This window comes from Streptomyces sp. NRRL S-340, assembly GCF_000720185.1.
GTDB lineage: Bacteria > Actinomycetota > Actinomycetes > Streptomycetales > Streptomycetaceae > Streptomyces.
This window is the reverse complement of record NZ_JOIY01000021.1, coordinates 78,667-95,660: the sequence shown is the minus strand read 5'-3', so window position 1 is coordinate 95,660 and position 16,994 is coordinate 78,667. Positions and strand designations below refer to the sequence as shown.

Annotated in this window: 8 protein-coding genes; 3 read left to right on the top strand and 5 right to left on the bottom strand. The window is 67.8% G+C overall.

Annotation, left to right across the window (positions count from 1 at the left end; all coding sequences use genetic code 11):
• Positions 1–78: 78 nt before the first annotated feature.
• Positions 79–756, bottom strand: a complete 678-nt coding sequence (locus tag IG64_RS18260) for a potassium channel family protein (RefSeq protein ID WP_037857437.1) — start codon at positions 754–756, stop codon at positions 79–81.
• Positions 756–1,427 (bottom strand): potassium channel family protein, encoded by a 672-nt coding sequence (locus IG64_RS18255; RefSeq protein ID WP_037857436.1) that lies wholly within the window; start codon positions 1,425–1,427, stop codon positions 756–758. The genes IG64_RS18260 and IG64_RS18255 overlap by 1 nt, the downstream gene beginning before the upstream one ends.
• A 511-nt stretch (positions 1,428–1,938) precedes the next feature.
• Here IG64_RS18255 and IG64_RS18250 point away from each other — a divergent pair.
• Together IG64_RS18250 and IG64_RS18245 are read left to right on the top strand one after the other, a co-directional pair.
• Positions 1,939–3,996, top strand: coding sequence for an APC family permease (locus IG64_RS18250; protein WP_037857435.1), 2,058 nt, complete (start codon positions 1,939–1,941; stop codon positions 3,994–3,996).
• 103 nt (positions 3,997–4,099) lie between these two features.
• A complete protein-coding gene (locus tag IG64_RS18245) occupies positions 4,100–5,464 on the top strand; it encodes a class I SAM-dependent RNA methyltransferase (RefSeq protein WP_037857434.1) in 1,365 nt (454 codons plus the stop codon).
• Positions 5,465–5,743: 279 nt separating this feature from the next.
• On the opposite strand, the gene IG64_RS42245 is transcribed toward IG64_RS18245, so the two are convergent.
• From IG64_RS42245 to IG64_RS42240, 3 genes are all read right to left on the bottom strand, one after another.
• Positions 5,744–7,429, bottom strand: coding sequence for a recombinase family protein (locus IG64_RS42245; protein ID WP_234438545.1), 1,686 nt, complete (start codon positions 7,427–7,429; stop codon positions 5,744–5,746).
• Between the two features lie 155 nt (positions 7,430–7,584).
• Complete coding sequence (locus tag IG64_RS18235; protein WP_158771596.1) at positions 7,585–7,758, bottom strand: hypothetical protein; 174 nt, start codon at positions 7,756–7,758, stop codon at positions 7,585–7,587.
• Between the two features lie 791 nt (positions 7,759–8,549).
• On the bottom strand, positions 8,550–11,153 hold the full coding sequence (locus IG64_RS42240) for an N-6 DNA methylase (protein WP_107474288.1): 2,604 nt from the start codon (positions 11,151–11,153) through the stop codon (positions 8,550–8,552).
• A 374-nt stretch (positions 11,154–11,527) separates the two neighbouring features.
• Between IG64_RS42240 and IG64_RS18225 the strand changes: the two genes are divergently transcribed.
• Entirely contained in the window at positions 11,528–16,948 is a 5,421-nt protein-coding gene (locus tag IG64_RS18225) for a sacsin N-terminal ATP-binding-like domain-containing protein (protein ID WP_234438544.1), read from the top strand.
• Positions 16,949–16,994: the final 46 nt, after the last annotated feature.

The window sequence follows — 16,994 nt, the reverse complement described above, 5'->3', positions numbered from 1 at the left end:
CCCTCGCCGCCGTATGCGCCTACGCGTCGTCTCCGCGCTCGTCGTCGTGTCCGCGTACGCGTCGTGTCCGCGGCGGGCTCAGCCCTCCGCGTCCTCCCGCCGCACCGACAGCAGGTCCTCCAACTGCTCCTCACGGGCCTGCGCGGCCACGAACAGAAGTTCGTCGCCGGCCTCCAGCGAGTCCTCCTGCGACGGGGTGAGCACCCGGGCGCCGCGGATGATCGTGACCAGCGACGTGTCCTCGGGCCACTGCACGTCACCGACCTGGGTGCCGGCCAGCGCCGACTCCTCCGGCAGGGTCAGCTCGACCAGGTTGGCGTCGCCGTGGCTGAAGCGCAGCAGGCGCACCAGGTCGCCGACGCTCACCGCCTCCTCGACCAGCGCCGACATCAGCCGCGGCGTGGACACGGCGACGTCCACGCCCCACGCCTCGTTGAACAGCCACTCGTTCTTCGGGTTGTTCACCCGGGCGACGACGCGCGGCACGCCGTACTCCGTCTTCGCCAGCAGCGAGACGACCAGGTTCACCTTGTCGTCGCCCGTCGCGGCGATCACCACGTTGCAGCGTTGCAGCGCCGCCTCGTCCAGGGACGTGATCTCGCAGGCGTCGGCGAGCAGCCACTCGGCCTGCGGGACGCGCTCGACCGAGATGGCGGTCGGCGCCTTGTCGACGAGAAGGACCTCGTGGCCGTTCTCCAGCAGCTCGCCCGCGATCGAGCGACCGACCGCGCCGGCACCGGCAATGGCGACCCTCATCAGTGACCGCTCTCCTCTTCGGGGCCCTCGGCGAACGCCGCCTCGACCTTGTCCACGTCGTCCGTCCGCATCATCACGTGCACGAGGTCGCCCTCCTGGAGCACGGTCTGCGAGGTGGGCAGCATCGCCTCGCCGAGGCGGGTCAGGAACGCCACCCGGACGCCGGTCTCCTCCTGGAGCCTGCTGATCTTGTGGCCGACCCACTTCGGCGACGCGTGCACCTCGGCCAGCTGGACCCCGCCCGTGGGGTCGCGCCACAGCGGTTCCGCTCCGGAGGGCAGCAGCCGGCGCAGCATCTGGTCGGCCGTCCAGCGGACCGTGGCCACCGTCGGGATGCCCAGCCGCTGGTAGACCTCGGCGCGGCGCGGGTCGTAGATACGGGCCGCGACGTTCTGCACACCGAACATCTCACGGGCCACCCGCGCAGCGATGATGTTCGAGTTGTCGCCGCTGGAGACGGCCGCGAAGGCCCCGGCCTCCTCGATGCCCGCCTCGCGCAGGGTGTCCTGGTCGAAGCCGATCCCGGTGACCCGGCGGCCGCCGAACCCGGGCCCCAGCCGACGGAAGGCGGTGGGGTCCTGGTCGATCACGGCGACCGTGTGCCCCTGTTGCTCCAGGGTCTGGGCGAGAGCGGAGCCCACTCTCCCGCAGCCCATGATGACGATGTGCACGACCGTCCTTCCGGTGTCAACAGCTACTGCTCAGCCCCATCAGGGTCTCAGACAGAGGGACAAGCTACACATGCGCGGCCGGAGGCGGGCACCCCCCTGCCGCATACCGGACGGACGGCCGGACCGAACGCCTCGGAGCCGCGCACGAAAGCGGGCCCCGGCGGGCAGCGTCCACTTTCGTCCGCAGCTCCTATTCCACTTCGGAGGGCCCGCGCCGAGTGATGCTGCGCACGCTGCACACGGTCAGGAATCCGAGGCCGAGCAGCGTCACAGCGGCGCCGATCAGCTCCGCGGGCGGGGGCATGGGACCTCCGGGGGTCGGCGGCGGGCGGGGAACGGGCGCGGAACGGACGGGGAGCGGGCGGGGGAAGCGGCCGAGTCCAGACATCTAGGCACAGCCACGCGCCCACCTGCGGAATCCGTGGCGCCGGCCGCACCCGATTTCACTCGTGAGGCAGATCTCGGGTGGCAGGTGGGCGAGCCCCAGTTCGAAGGCCTACGATCCTCTGTTGTGTCCAAACTGACCGACGTGCCCAAACGCATTCTGATCGGGCGCGCACTGCGCAGCGACCGGCTGGGGGAGACCCTTCTGCCGAAGCGCATCGCACTCCCCGTCTTCGCCTCCGACCCGCTGTCCTCCGTGGCGTACGCACCCGGCGAGGTGCTGCTGGTCCTGTCCATCGCGGGCGTGTCGGCCTACCACTTCAGCCCCTGGATCGCGGTCGCGGTCGTCGTGCTGATGTTCACGGTCGTCGCCTCGTACCGGCAGAACGTGCACGCCTACCCGAGCGGCGGCGGCGACTACGAGGTGGCCACGACCAACCTCGGTGCCAAGGCGGGGCTGACGGTGGCCAGCGCACTGCTCGTCGACTACGTCATGACTGTCGCCGTCTCGATCTCCTCCGGAATCGAGAACCTCGGCTCCGCGATCCCGTTCGTCGTCGAGCACAAGGTGCTCTGCGCGGTCGTGGTGATCGTGCTCCTGACCCTGATGAACCTGCGCGGCGTGAAGGAGTCGGGCACGCTGTTCGCGATCCCGACGTACGTCTTCGTCGCCGGCGTCTTCGTCATGATCCTCTGGGGGGCGTTCCGCGGGCTGGCCCTCGGGGACACCATGCGGGCACCCACGGCCGACTACCACATCAAGGCCGAGCACCAGGGCCTCGCGGGCTTCGCGCTCGTCTTCCTGCTGCTGCGCGCCTTCTCCTCCGGCTGTGCCGCCCTCACCGGCGTCGAGGCGATCTCCAACGGCGTCCCGGCCTTCCGCAAGCCCAAGTCGAAGAACGCGGCCACCACCCTGGCGGCGATGGGCCTGCTGGCCGTGACCATGTTCTGCGGCATCATCGGCCTCGCCATGACGACCAAGGTCCACATGGCCGAGAACCCGGCCACCGACCTCCTGCACAACGGCAGCCCGCTCGGCTCCGGATACGTGCAGAACCCGGTGATCTCCCAGGTCGCCGAGGCCGTCTTCGGCAAGGGCAGCTTCCTGTTCGTGGTCCTGGCCGCGGCCACCGCCCTGGTCCTCTTCCTCGCCGCCAACACGGCGTACAACGGCTTCCCGCTCCTCGGCTCGATCCTCGCCCAGGACCGCTACCTGCCCCGCCAGCTGCACACCCGCGGCGACCGGCTCGCCTTCTCCAACGGCATCGTCCTGCTCGCGGGCGCGGCGACCCTGCTGGTCGTCGTCTACGGCGCCGACTCCACCCGGCTGATCCAGCTATACATCGTCGGCGTGTTCGTCTCCTTCACGCTCAGCCAGATCGGCATGGTGCGGCACTGGAACCGCCACCTGGCCACCGAACGGGACGCGGCCAAGCGGCGTCACATGATCCGCTCGCGCGCCATCAACGCCTTCGGCGCGTTCCTCACCGGCCTGGTGCTGGTCGTCGTCCTGCTCACCAAGTTCACGCACGGCGCCTGGGTCGCCCTGCTCGGCATGTGCATCTTCTTCGCGACGATGACGGCGATCCGCAAGCACTACGACCGGGTCGCCGAGGAGATCGCCGCGCCCGAGGAACCGGCCGACGACCTCGTCCGCCCCTCCCGGATCCACTCCGTGGTCCTCATCTCCAAGATCCACCGGCCCACCCTGCGCGCCCTGGCCTACGCCAAGCTGATGCGCTCGGACAGCCTGGAGGCGCTCACCGTCAACGTCGACCCGGCGGAGACGAAGGTGCTGCGGGAGGAGTGGGAGCGGCGCGGCATCGACGTACCGCTGAAGGTGCTGGACTCGCCGTACCGCGAGGTGACCCGGCCGGTCATCGAGTACGTCAAGAGCCTGCGCAAGGAGTCCCCGCGCGACGCGGTCTCGGTGATCATCCCCGAGTACGTCGTCGGCCACTGGTACGAGCACCTGCTGCACAACCAGAGCGCGCTGCGCCTGAAGGGTCGGCTGCTGTTCACGCCGGGCGTCATGGTCACCTCGGTGCCCTACCAGCTCGCCTCCTCCGAGGCGGCGAAGCTGCGGGCCCGCAGGCGCCAGGAGTGGAGCGCGCCCGGCGCGGTGCGGCGCGGACCGGCGCAGGTGCGCAAGGAGCCGAAGGAGCCGTCGGCCCCCCAGGCCTGAGCCCCGGCTCCGTGGCCTGGTGGTGAACGGCCGGACGACACCCACGTAGACTGGTGGGCTGTTGTCCGGCCGTTCCCGCTTCCCCGATCTGGAGTCACCCACCATGCAGGCAGAACCGAAGAACGCCCAGGTGGGACCGGAACCGGCGGACCGGCCGAAGTCGCTGGTGGGCGAGGAGTACGAGGTCGAGATCGGCCCGGTCGCCCACGGCGGACACTGCATCGCCCGCACGGCCGAGGGCCAGGTCCTCTTCGTACGTCACGCGCTGCCCGGCGAACGGGTCGTCGCCCGGGTGACGGAGGGCGAGGAGGGCGCCCGCTTCCTGCGCGCGGACGCGGTACGGATCCTGGAGGCGTCCAAGGACCGCATCGAGGCACCCTGCCCCTACGCCGGCCCCGGCCGCTGCGGCGGCTGCGACTGGCAGCACGCCAAGCCGGGCGCGCAGCGCCGCCTCAAGGGCGAGGTCGTCGCCGAGCAGCTGGAGCGGCTCGCGGGCCTCACGCCCGAGGAGGCCGGCTGGGACGGCACGGTGATGCCCGCCGAGGGCGACAAGCTGCCCGCGGGCGAGGTGCCGCAGTGGCGCACCCGCGTCCAGTACGCCGTCGATGCCGAGGGCCACGCGGGTCTGCGCCGGCACCGCTCGCACGAGGTCGAGCGCATCGACCACTGCATGATCGCGGCACAGGGCGTCAGCGAACTGGGCATCGAGCGGCGCGACTGGACGGGCATGGAGTCGGTCGAGGCGATCGCGGCGACGGGCTCCCAGGACCGCCAGGTCGTCCTGACCCCGCGCCCGGGCGCCCGCCTCCCGCTGGTCGAACTGGACAAGCCGGTCTCCGTCCTGCGGGTCGACGAGAAGACCGGCGGCGTCCACCGCGTCCACGGCCGCCCCTTCGTCCGCGAACGCGCCGACGGCCGCACCCACCGGGTCGGCGGCTCCGGCTTCTGGCAGGTCCACCCCAAGGCGGCCGACACCCTGGTCACCGCCGTCATGCAGGGCCTGCTCCCGCGCAAGGGCGAGATGGCCCTCGACCTGTACTGCGGCGTCGGCCTCTTCGCCGGCGCCCTCGCCGACCGCCTCGGCGACCAGGGCGCCGTGCTCGGCATCGAGTCCGGCAAGCGCGCCGTCGAGGACGCCCGCCACAACCTCGCGGACTTCCCCCGCGTCCGCATCGAACAGGGCAAGGTCGACGCCGTCCTCCCGCGCACCGGCATCACCGAGGTCGACCTCATCGTCCTCGACCCGCCCCGCGCGGGCGCCGGCCGCAAGACGGTCGCCCACCTCTCCTCCCTCGGCGCCCGCCGCATCGCCTACGTCGCCTGCGACCCGGCCGCACTCGCCCGGGACCTCGGATACTTCCGGGATGGCGGCTACCGGATGCGTACGCTTCGGGCGTTCGATCTGTTTCCGATGACCCACCACGTTGAGTGTGTCGCGATCCTTGAACCGGCCGCGAAGGGCTCCTGACCTGCGGTTTCTTGGGTGCGCATTATGTGCGGTGTGGGCGTTACGGGCGATATCTTGACGCTGAAATGACGCTCGTGACGCTCATTTGACGCTCGTTCTGATGGGATGTCAGGCGCCTTGTCGGGCGGGTCAGACCCTGTCGAGGTGGCGAGCATCGATGAGGCGCCGAGGGCAGGTGACGCTGAGCGCAGACCTACTGAGTCGTGCTGATCAGACGTTCCGGAAGAGACCAGGCAGCCCCGTGAGCTGCCGTGATGGGGGGTTACGCGCTTTTTTGTTTCATGGCTGCAGCTCGTGGGCGGCGAACATCAGTCCGTCAAGCAGGTAGTCCGGAATCGTCACCCTCAGGGTCAGCTCTTCGTGGGGTCGGCTGTAGCGAACCTCCAGCCCGAAGGCGCTGTAGAGCCGTCGTTGGATCTCCTCCGGGACCAGGGCGAGATCCACATCGAGGGGCGGGACCGCATCCAGCGGAGCCGCATTGGCTGCGGCGCGCACAGCCTGTTTCGGCGCGCGCAGGTGAGCCAGCTGCTCGGCGAGCTGTTCACGCTGGGCGCCCAGCGCGGCGTGCTCGCGTTGGATCGAGTCACGCAACTGCTTCTCCTGATCCGGGTGGAGATCTCTGGCCTCGTAGCCGCCAAGGCAGTTGGCGAGGGTATGGATGAGATGCGCCTGGCGCTGGCCGATGGCACTGATAGTGCGTCCCAGCGCGGCCCGCTCCTTGCCGATGCGGTCGCCGGCACCGTCCGCGGACCGAGCGGCTTCGAGGGCGGCTCCGAGGTGGCTACGCCGATCGAATCCGAAGATCCTGGTGGCGAAGAAGCGGGAGATGGAGGCGATCAGGATCTGCTCGCGGATCCACAAGCTCTTGGGGTGATCAGGAAACCACGGCTGATCACGATGTTCGTTCGGGTCGGGTTGGCAGGCGTAGTAGGAGATCTGGTGGCGCGACTTGCCGAACATGCGGCGATCACAAGTGTCGCAGTAGACGTACGACCGCAGGACGTAGGAGCGCTTGGTGGCCGGGTGCGCGTTGGCTCCGTGGGTGGCGCGGGATCCCTGGCGTTTGCGGCCCACGGTGGAGACGGCGTCAAACAGTTCCTTGGTGACAAGAGGCTCATGGACGGGCCGGGGCGACCACACCCAGTCCTTCGGGTCGTTGTAGCGACCGCCCTTCTTCATCGCCCGGCGGTTCCAGACCTGGTAGCCCGTGTACTTCGGATTGCGCAGGATCTCTCGCACGGCGGAACCGCTCCAGCACCCCAGGGCCACATCGGGGCGGGTCGGCTCCGGAGGCGGGTAAGCCGCCAGGTCCAGGTTCAGACGGTCGGCGATGGCGTCGTAACCGAGCTTATCCAGCCCGCGAAGCTGGAAGATAAAGGTGACCGCTGAGGCCCGCGGCGGGTCGGGGATGAGCCGGTGCTTGGTACGGCCCTCAGCTCGGCGAGCCGGTACGGGGTGAGGCACCTTCTCCGCCAGGTAGCCGTAGGGAGGCTTCCCCACGTTCCAGCCCTGGGAGATGTGCTCGATGAAGCCGTCCCAGGACAGCTCGAGCATCTGGAGCACATACCACTCGGAGACGGCCTGCTTGATGCGGCGGGTGAGGGTTGGTGTGGCGAGCTTGGCCCTGGGATCGGTGACGATCGGCTCGTCGGCGGCGCACAGGGCGACTCCAGCTTGCTCCAGCTCGTACTCGATCTTCGTGCCGAAGTAAGTGCGGCGGGCGATGCGTTCGATCGACTCGCAAATGACGGCAGCGAAGCGACGGTTGGGGCGTTGGGCCTCTTTGAGGAGGTCGGTGACGCTGCCGTCGCGTGGGATGGGGATCTCGAAGTTCTGGTGGGCTAGGGAGTTGCCTCGCTCGTGCAGTTCCTTGCGGCCGGACTCCACGTCGTAGAAGTGGGCGACGATCACCCAGCCGGCTGGCAGAGCGGCTCTGGCGTTGCGCAGCTGTCGGGGCAGCGACAACGTGGGGTCCTGGGCGTCCTCTGTGGAGGTTCGGCCGAGCCAGGCAACCGGGACAGTCACTGGAGGCGCCGCTGCGTCCGGGATGCCGTCGGTGGCCCAGGGGCGGCCGGGTACTGGAGGTGCCCAGGGCGACCGGGGGGCAGGTGGGGTGACGGTCACGTGGCGTCCCCCTCCGTGCGGGAAGGCGTAGAGCTGGCCGTTTCGGCCTGTCCGCCTTCCGCTGGGACGCTGTGGCGGGCGTAGAGCCACTTCAGCACCTCGCGGATCGCGGCGCATTGGCGCTGGGCCAGCGGGTGAGCGTCCTCGCCGTCGACAATGACGTACTCCACGAACACCCGCGGCCTCCCGGCCGGGCAGGGCCTTTTCGGGGCGGCGATGCCGGTTGCCGTGGATGGCGGCTCAGCCTCGGCCGTGTCGTCAAGGATGTCGTCCGACGTGTCCGCTAGATGACGAGAGAGGTGATTCACGGTCGCTCCGGTGACTATGGGGCACCAGCCCTAATCTGATGGTGAGCAGATATTACAAATGCGACGCGGCGCATCGTCGCTGTCTCAACGGCCCGCAAGAACTCCCCTGAAAACAATTCCGCGCCCCAGTCGCAGATAATCCCGGAACCTCAAATGTTTCGTCTCGGCTCTTGCCAGATAGGGCAGGGGGACGGTGTCGGGCCTGAGGCTGTTCGGCGCCGTGACGGCGCGACCGACGTTACGGCGGCCTGGTGTTCGTGCATCGAGGGTATGGCCGCGGTCGGCGGGGGCGCACGGGAGGCCAGCGGGGCTTGCGGGGTTGAGCGCGATACGGAAAGTTGGCATTGCCCGTGCCACGAAGGCGGTTGACCTGGTCCCCCAGGGGAACGCACTCCGGATGTGGCGCCGTCCTCATGATGGCTGTCTATCGCCCAAGCGGGGCCTCGGTTGATCACGCTGAGGGGGTTGCGTTACCGCCCGTCCAACATTTCATCATGAGGTGGGCCTCAGCGCCGCGTTCTGTTGACGGACGTGTACCTCGCGTCCGGGCTCCCGGGCCTTGGACATCGAAGACCTTGGTGGTTTTCGGAGAGTCGGCACGCCCAGCCGTCCTCGCCCTTCGGACCGGCCCAGCTCGCTGACGCCGCGGGCATTCAGTTTCCGTACTCTCGTAGCACGTTGATCATGTGTCGTATCTTATGAGTGGAGTTGTGGGGCAATGGTTCGGGATTGAAATGCATGAGGTCGTTCCTGATTTGCCGTATCTCATCGAGACGCTCGATGAAGATCTTTCGATCCAGCGACCAGCCGACTTTCTCCCATGCTTCCTTATTTTCTAGGACGCGCTGATAGTCCCCGATCGACAGGTCGTTAAATCCCTTGATGCTCCGGTTGCCCTCCGGATCGCACAGGACCTGGACTTCAGGAAACTCAATAGAAGAGGCGAGCACCTGACGCAGTCGCTTATCCAATTCACCGATAAGAAAGAACGGGGTGGCCATGGCTCCGTAGGCGGCTGCCACGTCGCTCGCAGTTATGATCCCTGCAATCTCATTGCTCTGGTTTCGGACAAGAACGAATTCGAATTCCGCAAGAATTGGGAGGATGTCAATGAGGTCTTGGTTGTATGAGACTTCGCGAGCTTGGACTATAGCTCGGGGGAACGGTGGATTGTTATTGGCGTGGCGCGCCCGTGCGATCGACTGCCACGTCACGGCCCCTCGAAGATTGCGCCCCGATAGAACAGGAAGCTGAGAATAGTCGTTGATCACCATCCGAGTGATGGCTTCATCGAATGTCGCGGACGGGGACACAAAGACGACACCGCCAAGAGCGGAGGGCAAGTCTCCAACGGTCAGGCCGACCACGGGCGCATCCTCGTCTTCGTCTCGGGCCGGTTCGTTGATCGATTGAATCTGCTGGGCGTCTTCTGTGCTTTCGGGATGCCGCGTTGCGCAATTTTTTTGCACCGTGACGGACGGGAGGGCTGCAGCCAAATTGGGCGATGCGGCCAGTCTGTGGTTGGCCAATTCGGCGACGTCGGGGCTGGGGATACCCACGGCTGGCGTGTTTAGGAATTGTTGGCGCAGCTGGTCTAGCGTTGTACCGTCTTCCAGAGCCCATGCCTGCCAGCCATCAATAGTCCCTTCGCCGACCGCTGCGGCCGCAGCCCGGTTGGGGGATGGAAACTGCTGGCCGCCAGCTAGTTCGAGCCAACCCTCAGCTGTCACTCTGGCGGAGTAGTTCGCCCCTGCACGCTCGAAGGCAAGCTGCATGCCTTCTGCAAGAAGACCAGTGCCCATAAGGTCAGCCATGGTTACCCGCCTGCCAGCCGTGAGGTACCGAGGCCGTTCGGCATAGCGGTTCAGGCTCAGGTCGTACCCCTGGGCGACGATGTCCGACTTCGGGACGCAGAAGCTCTGTTCCGAACGCGCGCGGCTGCACTCAGAGCCGCCGCGGTTGAACCAGCGAGAGAGGGCATCCGGGAGGTTGTTCTTGGTGTGCTCCTTCTCTGACAGGGAGCCAGCCGCAGGCCGAACGCCCTGGCGGTCCTCCGGGAGGAGCGGGTTGCGCTTGTCATCGAGGCTAAAGCCGTCCGCCTGCACGTCGTAGAACCAGACGTTGTCCGTACCTCCGGTATCCGTGCGGGTGAACAGCAGGATCGCAGTCGAGACCCCCGCGTACGGCTTGAAAACCCCACTCGGGAGCTTCACCACGCCGTCCAGTTTGTGGTCCTCAACCAGCATCCGACGCAGCTCCTTGTGCGCCTTCGTCGAACCGAAGAGGACGCCATCCGGGACGATGATCGCCGCACGGCCGCCGGGCTTGAGGATCCTCAAGGACAAGGCCAGGAAGAGAAGTTCGGTCTTCTTGGTCTTCACCAAGCGCAGTAGGTCCGCCGCCGTGGACTCATAGTCCAGGCTGCCGGCGAACGGCGGGTTCGCCAAGATCAGGGAGTAGCGTTCCGACTCGCCTGCCGCCGGCTCCGCAAGCGAATCGCGGTAGCGGATGTCCGGGTTCCCGATGCCGTGCAGCAGCATGTTCATCGAGCCGATGCGCAGCATCGTGGAGTCGAAGTCGAAGCCGTGGAACATGCTCGTGTGGAAGTGCGCTTGCTGCTCCGCGTCCAGGAGTGCCTTCGCGTGCTCGCGCTTCACGTACGACGCCGTCTGGACCAGGAAGCCGGCCGTGCCGCATGCCGGGTCGCAGACGTCGTCGTCCGGCTTCGGCCGGGTCATCTCGACCATCAGGTCGATGATGTGGCGCGGTGTGCGGAACTGGCCGTTCTGGCCAACCGTTGCGAACTTCGCCAGCATGTATTCGTAGATGTCTCCCCCGTTGCCACCCGGCTCGATCGAGATGGTGTCCACCAGGTCGACGACCTTGGCCAGCAGGTTGGGGGTCGGGATGGTGAAACGGGCGTCGCGCATGTGGTGGGAGTACGTGGAGTCGTCGCCGCCCATCGTGCGGAGATAGGGGAAGACACCCTGCTCGACGATGCCGTACATGACCTCGGAGTCGCGGGCCTTGAGGTTGTGCCAGCGCAGTTCCTGCTGGTCCTCAGTGAAAAAAGGGTTCGGATCAGGCTTGCCAGAACGGTTCGCCTGTTCGTCCTTGCGGGTCTGGATCTCGTCCAGCCGCTTGATGAATAGCAAGTACGTGATCTGCTCTGTTACCTCCAGTGGGTTGGAGATCCCACCGGACCAGAACGCATCCCAGACGCGGTCCACCTTGCTCTTGAGCTCGCCCGTGATCACGGCGATACGCTATCGGATGGCGCATGCAGCCGTGGCCGATCGGCTACATCGGCGGCCGTCAGGCGCCTGGAGGCCCTGACTGACGCTGCGTTCCGTAGCATCCCGCTCGGGGGCGCTGGGGGCACCGCCATTGCGGAGGCCATCGTCATGTGGTCCGAAAGTGATCTCTTCGCGCCCCAGCAGCAGGCGCGCCCTGGCATTGACGCCTGGCGTCAAACAGCGGCCGAAAGCAACAGTGATGCGCTCAGGAAGCAGCGGTCGTTCGGGATGGCAGAGCAGTGAATCGCGGGTACATCCCATGCTTCTCGTAAGGCCGTCCGCCTTGCCTGGGGTCCCGCTAGAGTCCCTGTATAGACGGGGCAAAGGGGGCATGTGTGGCTGCTGTTGACTTGGGTCAGCTTGGGGAAACGTGGGCGCTGCGGGGGACTGATGGCTCAGTTGGCTACGGCAGCGAGTTCACTGCACAACTGATGACGTACACCCGGGAGGTGCTGGACGAGTGGCAGCACACGCGTAGGTGGCAGCCGGGCAAGCAGCTGCGCGGCCTCTCCCGGAGCACCGCTCGCGACTACAGAGGGCGCTTCCTCCTGGAACTGCTGCAGAACGCTCATGACGCGCACCCCGATGACCGGAGCGACGGGCGGGTGCACGTCCTGCTCGACGAGGACGAAGGCGAGCATGGCACCCTCTATGTCGCCAACGCCGGCAACCCCTTCACTTGGGACCGTGTGGATTCGGTGTCGAAGCTCTCATGCAGCGACAAGGTGGTGGGCGAGGGAATCGGCAACAAGGGCGTCGGGTTCCGCAGTGTGTTGCAGATCAGTGTCGCACCCGAGATCTACAGCGGCAGGCCCGACGGCGGCACCCCGGCCGTGCTAGACGGATACTGCTTCCGCTTCGCCACGCCCGACGACCTGAGCCTGCTGCTGGCCGACGCCGAGCTGGTGCGCCGGGCGACCGAGGAGTTTCCGCCATTCCAGCTCCCCTTCCCGGTGTCCGCGGTCCCGGAGACCTGCGCGAAGCTGGCCCTGGCCGGCCACGTCACCGTGATCCGGCTGCCCTTGCGTAGCGAAACGGCATGCGGCGAGGTACGCCGGCGGATCGAGGAGCTGGCCGGCTCAGGCGCTCCGCCCATGCTGTTCCTGGAGCGCCTTGAGCGTCTGGTGCTGGAACGGCGTGCGGGTGACATGCACGAGCGGACTGAACTGACGCGCTGCGAGGAGCGGCTGCCCGCGGTGCCGGACGTTCCAGCCGCAGGCGCTGCACCGGCCGTGTCGCTGATGCAGGTCGATCTCGGACCGGCTGGCCGATTCGTGCTCGTACGCGGCACGGTGCCCGCTGCCAGACTGGAGGCCACGGTCGCGGCGGCCGTCGACGACGAGGGGCTGGACGACTCCTGGACCCAGTGGTCCAAGCCTGCCGTCATTGAGATCGCCCTGCCGGTCGTGCCAGCCTCATCTGGGCGTGTGTACACGTTTCTGCCGCTCGGCGACGACGTGACCGCTCCGCTGGCCGGCCATCTCAACGCGCCGCTCTACACCAAGACCGACCGCACGGGTTACGACGGGGAACACCCGCTCAACACCATGCTTCTCGATGCCGCGGCGGAGACCTGTCTCACCGCCGCCACGGCGCTCCGAGACAGCGCAGCACCTGACGCGGCCCGGTTGGCCGTGGATCTGGTGAGTTGGCAGCAGAAGTGGGCCGGGCGACTGGCCACTGCCTCCCGGCGTATTCAGGGGCGAGAGCTCGCCGACACACCGATCGTGCCGATGCTCGGCCCTGCCGGATCCTCGCCGGCGTGGGCAGCGCCTCGAGCTGTCGTTCTGTGGCCTGAGGTGGATCTGTCGGTGCTAACCGCCCGGGCGGCATGTGAAGCTGGTGTGGCGGTGGTCGACACAGTTCTGCCGCGCGGGCCGCGCGCACGCCTGGCCAAACTCTGCGAAGCCCTGCGATGCCCGCTGGAACCGTCAGCGGACGCACTCGCTGGCCACGTCGAGCGGATCGCGGCCTCGCTGCCGCTTCCCGGGCCCGACGACCCCGTCGACGTGTGGGACGGTGTGTACGCGGATCTGCCCCACCTCTTCGAAGGCTGTGGCCGGGTGCTGCAAGGCCGCAGACTGCTGCTGACGGCCGGCGGGACGTTGGAGCGTACGAACGGCACGGCAGCGGTCGACTCCGCCCCTGCCAAGGAACGCCGCCAATCCCGGCGCCAGGCGTTCTTCCCGCCGGCCAGGGGGCTCTCCGGGCCCTCCGGCGCCACGGCCGCCGCTCCCGACGGCAACCTGGCGGTACCCCCAGCCCTGAGCAAGCGGCTGTTCTATCTGCATCCGGGACTGACCTGGATCGAAAGCGAAGGGCAGGTCCGCCGGCAACAGGCCCGCCTCTTCCTGGAGCAGCACCGTCTCGTACGCCGGTTCGACGCGGCGGGCCTGCTGGAGCACATACGGCATGCACTCTCGCAGAGCAAGGACCGTAGGCTGCGCAATCAGGCCCTGCGCTTCGTCTTCCATCTGCACTGTTCTCGTCAGTCCTCCGGTGCGCTGCGCCTGCGCGACCTCGGTCTGTACGTGCCGTCGGCGGACGGACCACTCATCCCGGCCGCCAGCGGCAAGTTCGGGCCGGGCTGGTCCGGCACCATGGGGGAGGATCTGGCGCGCGTGGCCCAAGAGGGGCGCGAGGAGAGCGCGTCTCTACGCTCGCTCGCCCGGCAGTTCATCGCGACGCCGGACGCGTTCCTCCGCCGTACGGAGACAGAGGCCGACTGGCGGGCGTTTCTCGCCGAGCTCGGCGTCACCGACGGCTTCCGTCCGGTCTTTACGACTACCGCCGACACCACGGCGGAGGGTTCGCAACTGACACCGGCTCACCTGGTGCGCATGGCGAAGGTGCCCGTCGCCGTCGCGGAGCAATGGCAGCCGCACATCCACCGCGACGGCGACACCGCCAAACACCCCTACACGCCGTACGAGGGGGGCCCTGCCTGGCGGCTCCCGGGCCAGGAGATCGTCGGACAACTGAGCGAGCCCGCCCGGCTTGCCTTCGCCCGACTCGTTCTGCACGGTCTGCCACGCTGGCAGGCCAGTAGCTTCACCAGCACCTGGCTCAGGGACCGGCCTGGCAACAAGGACCCCCAGGAAGTACCCACCCCGCTGGACGCCTTCGTACGGGAGCAACCCTGGCTTCCGGTGCGCGGCCGCGGCCGCGCGCTGCGCTTCGTACGCCCCCGGGAAGCGTGGCACTGCCCGCCCAGCATGGAGGAGGAGCCCCTTTTCGCGCCGACGATCGCTCGCCAGGTGAGCTCCCTGCTGGAAACTCCGGAGGTGGTGGCGAAGCTGCGGTCGTACGGCCTTCCGACGTGGAACGACCCCCGGGACAGCTACAGGCTTGTCGCGGCCCTAGCCGACTTCGTCGCCGAACGCGCGGTCGGCCCCGAAGACCGCCCCGCGGTGCAACGCGCGAACGAGTACGCGTGGCGGTCCCTGGTCACCCGAGCTCGTACGTCCGCCGCGCCCGGCAGTCCGCCCTTCACCCAAGGTGCCCTGCTCGCGGAGTCGGGAGAGCTGCTGATCGCCGTGCCCTTCGCCGCCCTGCGGGACGGGAACAGCAAGCTCTACGTCACAGACGAACGGGCAAGCGTCAAGACCCGCATCACTCAGGAGATGGAACGCCCGCTGCTCGTGGTGCCGGGTCTGGCCAGGGAGATCGTCGATCTGCTCGAGCGCTGCGGAGCACGGTCGGTACGTCATGTGGACGAGGCCCGGTTGGAAGTCGTTGTGGACGAGGAACCATTGGCCCGGTCGGAGACTGGGACACCCCTCGTCTCCGTCCTGCCCTGGCTGCCTTTGGTGCTGGCGGCCCTGGCCGATCACAGTCCAACAGGGATCCGGCCGACCGAAACGTCCCTTGCGGAGCTGGTCGCGATCGTCCGGCGGATAGACTCGCGTATCTACCGGACGCTGGAAATCCGGCTGGACGAAGAAGAGGTGGCGTTGCCGAACCGGCTCGGTGGAGTCCTGCCGCTGCCCGACGACGACCGCCCTCTGCTCCTGCAGCGGGCCCAGCCCGAAGACTGGAACGCGGTGGCCCGGCTCGCCGAATCCGTCGCCCACCTGACCGGCCGCCCCGACCTCGGTGTCCGGCTGAGACTCGTGGCCCGCGAGCTGGAACACCTGCACGCCGATCTCCGCGAGCCGGGGGAGGAGGAGCTCGGCCAGGCACTCGGTCTGTCCCCGCACCAGTTCGCCGAAACCGTGCAGCGTTACGAAGGCACAACCGCTGCCGTCGTCCACCGCTGTTATCCGTTCCTGGTCCACTTCCTGGGACGTCGGCGGAGCGACGCCCTAGTCGAACCACCTCCCCGCGACACCAGGGAGTTCCAAGCGACGCTTGAGGCACACGCGGAGGAGCTGCCGGTAGAGGCCGGCGTGCTCCTGACCGAGGCCCGGCGGGCACGCGACATCGACGAACTGCGCGAAGCGCTCGGCGTCGAGTTCGCGGAGTTCAATGTCACCCTGGCCGGGCTGGCTCCTTCGCACACCGTTATCAGCCACGCGGACGCCCACCGGGAGGCGATCGAGAAGCATCTGCAGCGGCATCGGGGAGCGCTTCTCGACCGTCTCCGACTGGCTCGACTCCAGCGATTCGACGCCCGTGAGGCCCAGCCGGACTGGCGGCAGTTGCGCACGCTGGAAGGAATCGAACCCCCCACGGAGTGGAACACCACGCTGGAGACGGTGACACCTCAGCAGGTACGCGTTCGGGTGGAGGAGGTCCTCGCCGAGCGGCTGGGCTCGCGACTCCCAGCGGTGGGCACGGACCTCCCTGCCTATACGGCCCTGCTTCCTCGGAACCGAGCGGCCATCAGAATGGTTGTGCCCGATCTGGTCGCCCTGATCCGCGCCTGCCGTCATCCGCTGCCCGCCGCACTCGACCAGGGAGATCCGGCGGAGGCGGTGACTGAACTCCTCGACGAGGCCGGCGCGCTGGACTTCCGTCTGCTGGGATCCGATGACATCGCGGCCTGGCTTGCGGCGCTTGGGCACTGGCCGGCTGGCATGCCTGACAGCGCGGACCCTGCCGTCCAGGGCGTGACAGCCGCCGAGCTCGAAAACGGTCGCATCGCTGCCGACTCGGCACGGGCACAGCGCGAGCACCGCCAGCGGGTCGTAACCATTGGGGGGAAGGAGCTCGATGTGCACACCGGTGACTTCGGCGAACTTACCGCCGAGCTCCAGCGAGCGCTCGATGCGGATCCGCAGCTCCTGGGCAACCGCAAAGTCTTCGCCTCGCTGACTCCCGTGGGGCCCGGGCGACGGGGAGCGTCGCCTTCCGGCCATGGTGGCGCTGGCAGGGGAGAATCCCGAAGGCTGTCGGCCGCGCAACGAGAGGCGATCGGCTACGCCGGAGAGTGGTTCGCCTACCAGTGGCTTTGTCGCAACTACTCGGCCGCTAACGAAACCAGCTGGGTCTCGAAGAACCGAAGGAAGTTCTTCCCCGGCCTCCCTGGGGACGACGGGCTTGGGTACGACTTCCGTGTCGGCAGCGGCCGTCAGCCCTTGCTGTTCGAAGTCAAAGCCAGTCAGGGCGAGGGAGGCCAGATTGAACTCGGCGAAAGCGAGGTCCGGGCGGCCCAGCGGAACTCCGGCAGCGACCGCTGGCGGATCCTCATGGTCACGTCGGTCCTGGAGCCCTCCCGGCTCCGGGTGGCGATGCTCCCCAATCCCTTCAGCGCGCGAGGTCGCGATCTTTACCGGGAGGAGGGCGGCGCGCTGCGCTTCTCGTACCGCCTGTGAGAACAGCTCGGCTAGCCCCTCCACCCGACTTTGCCCACAGTGACCC

What these genes read in the sequence shown, in the direction of transcription:
- IG64_RS18260 (WP_037857437.1), bottom strand. Translation starts at nt 756, where the DNA reads ATGAGGGTCGCCATTGCCGGTGCCGGCGCGGTCGGTCGCTCGATCGCG.
- IG64_RS18245 (WP_037857434.1), top strand. Translation starts at nt 4,100, where the DNA reads ATGCAGGCAGAACCGAAGAACGCCCAGGTGGGACCGGAACCGGCGGAC.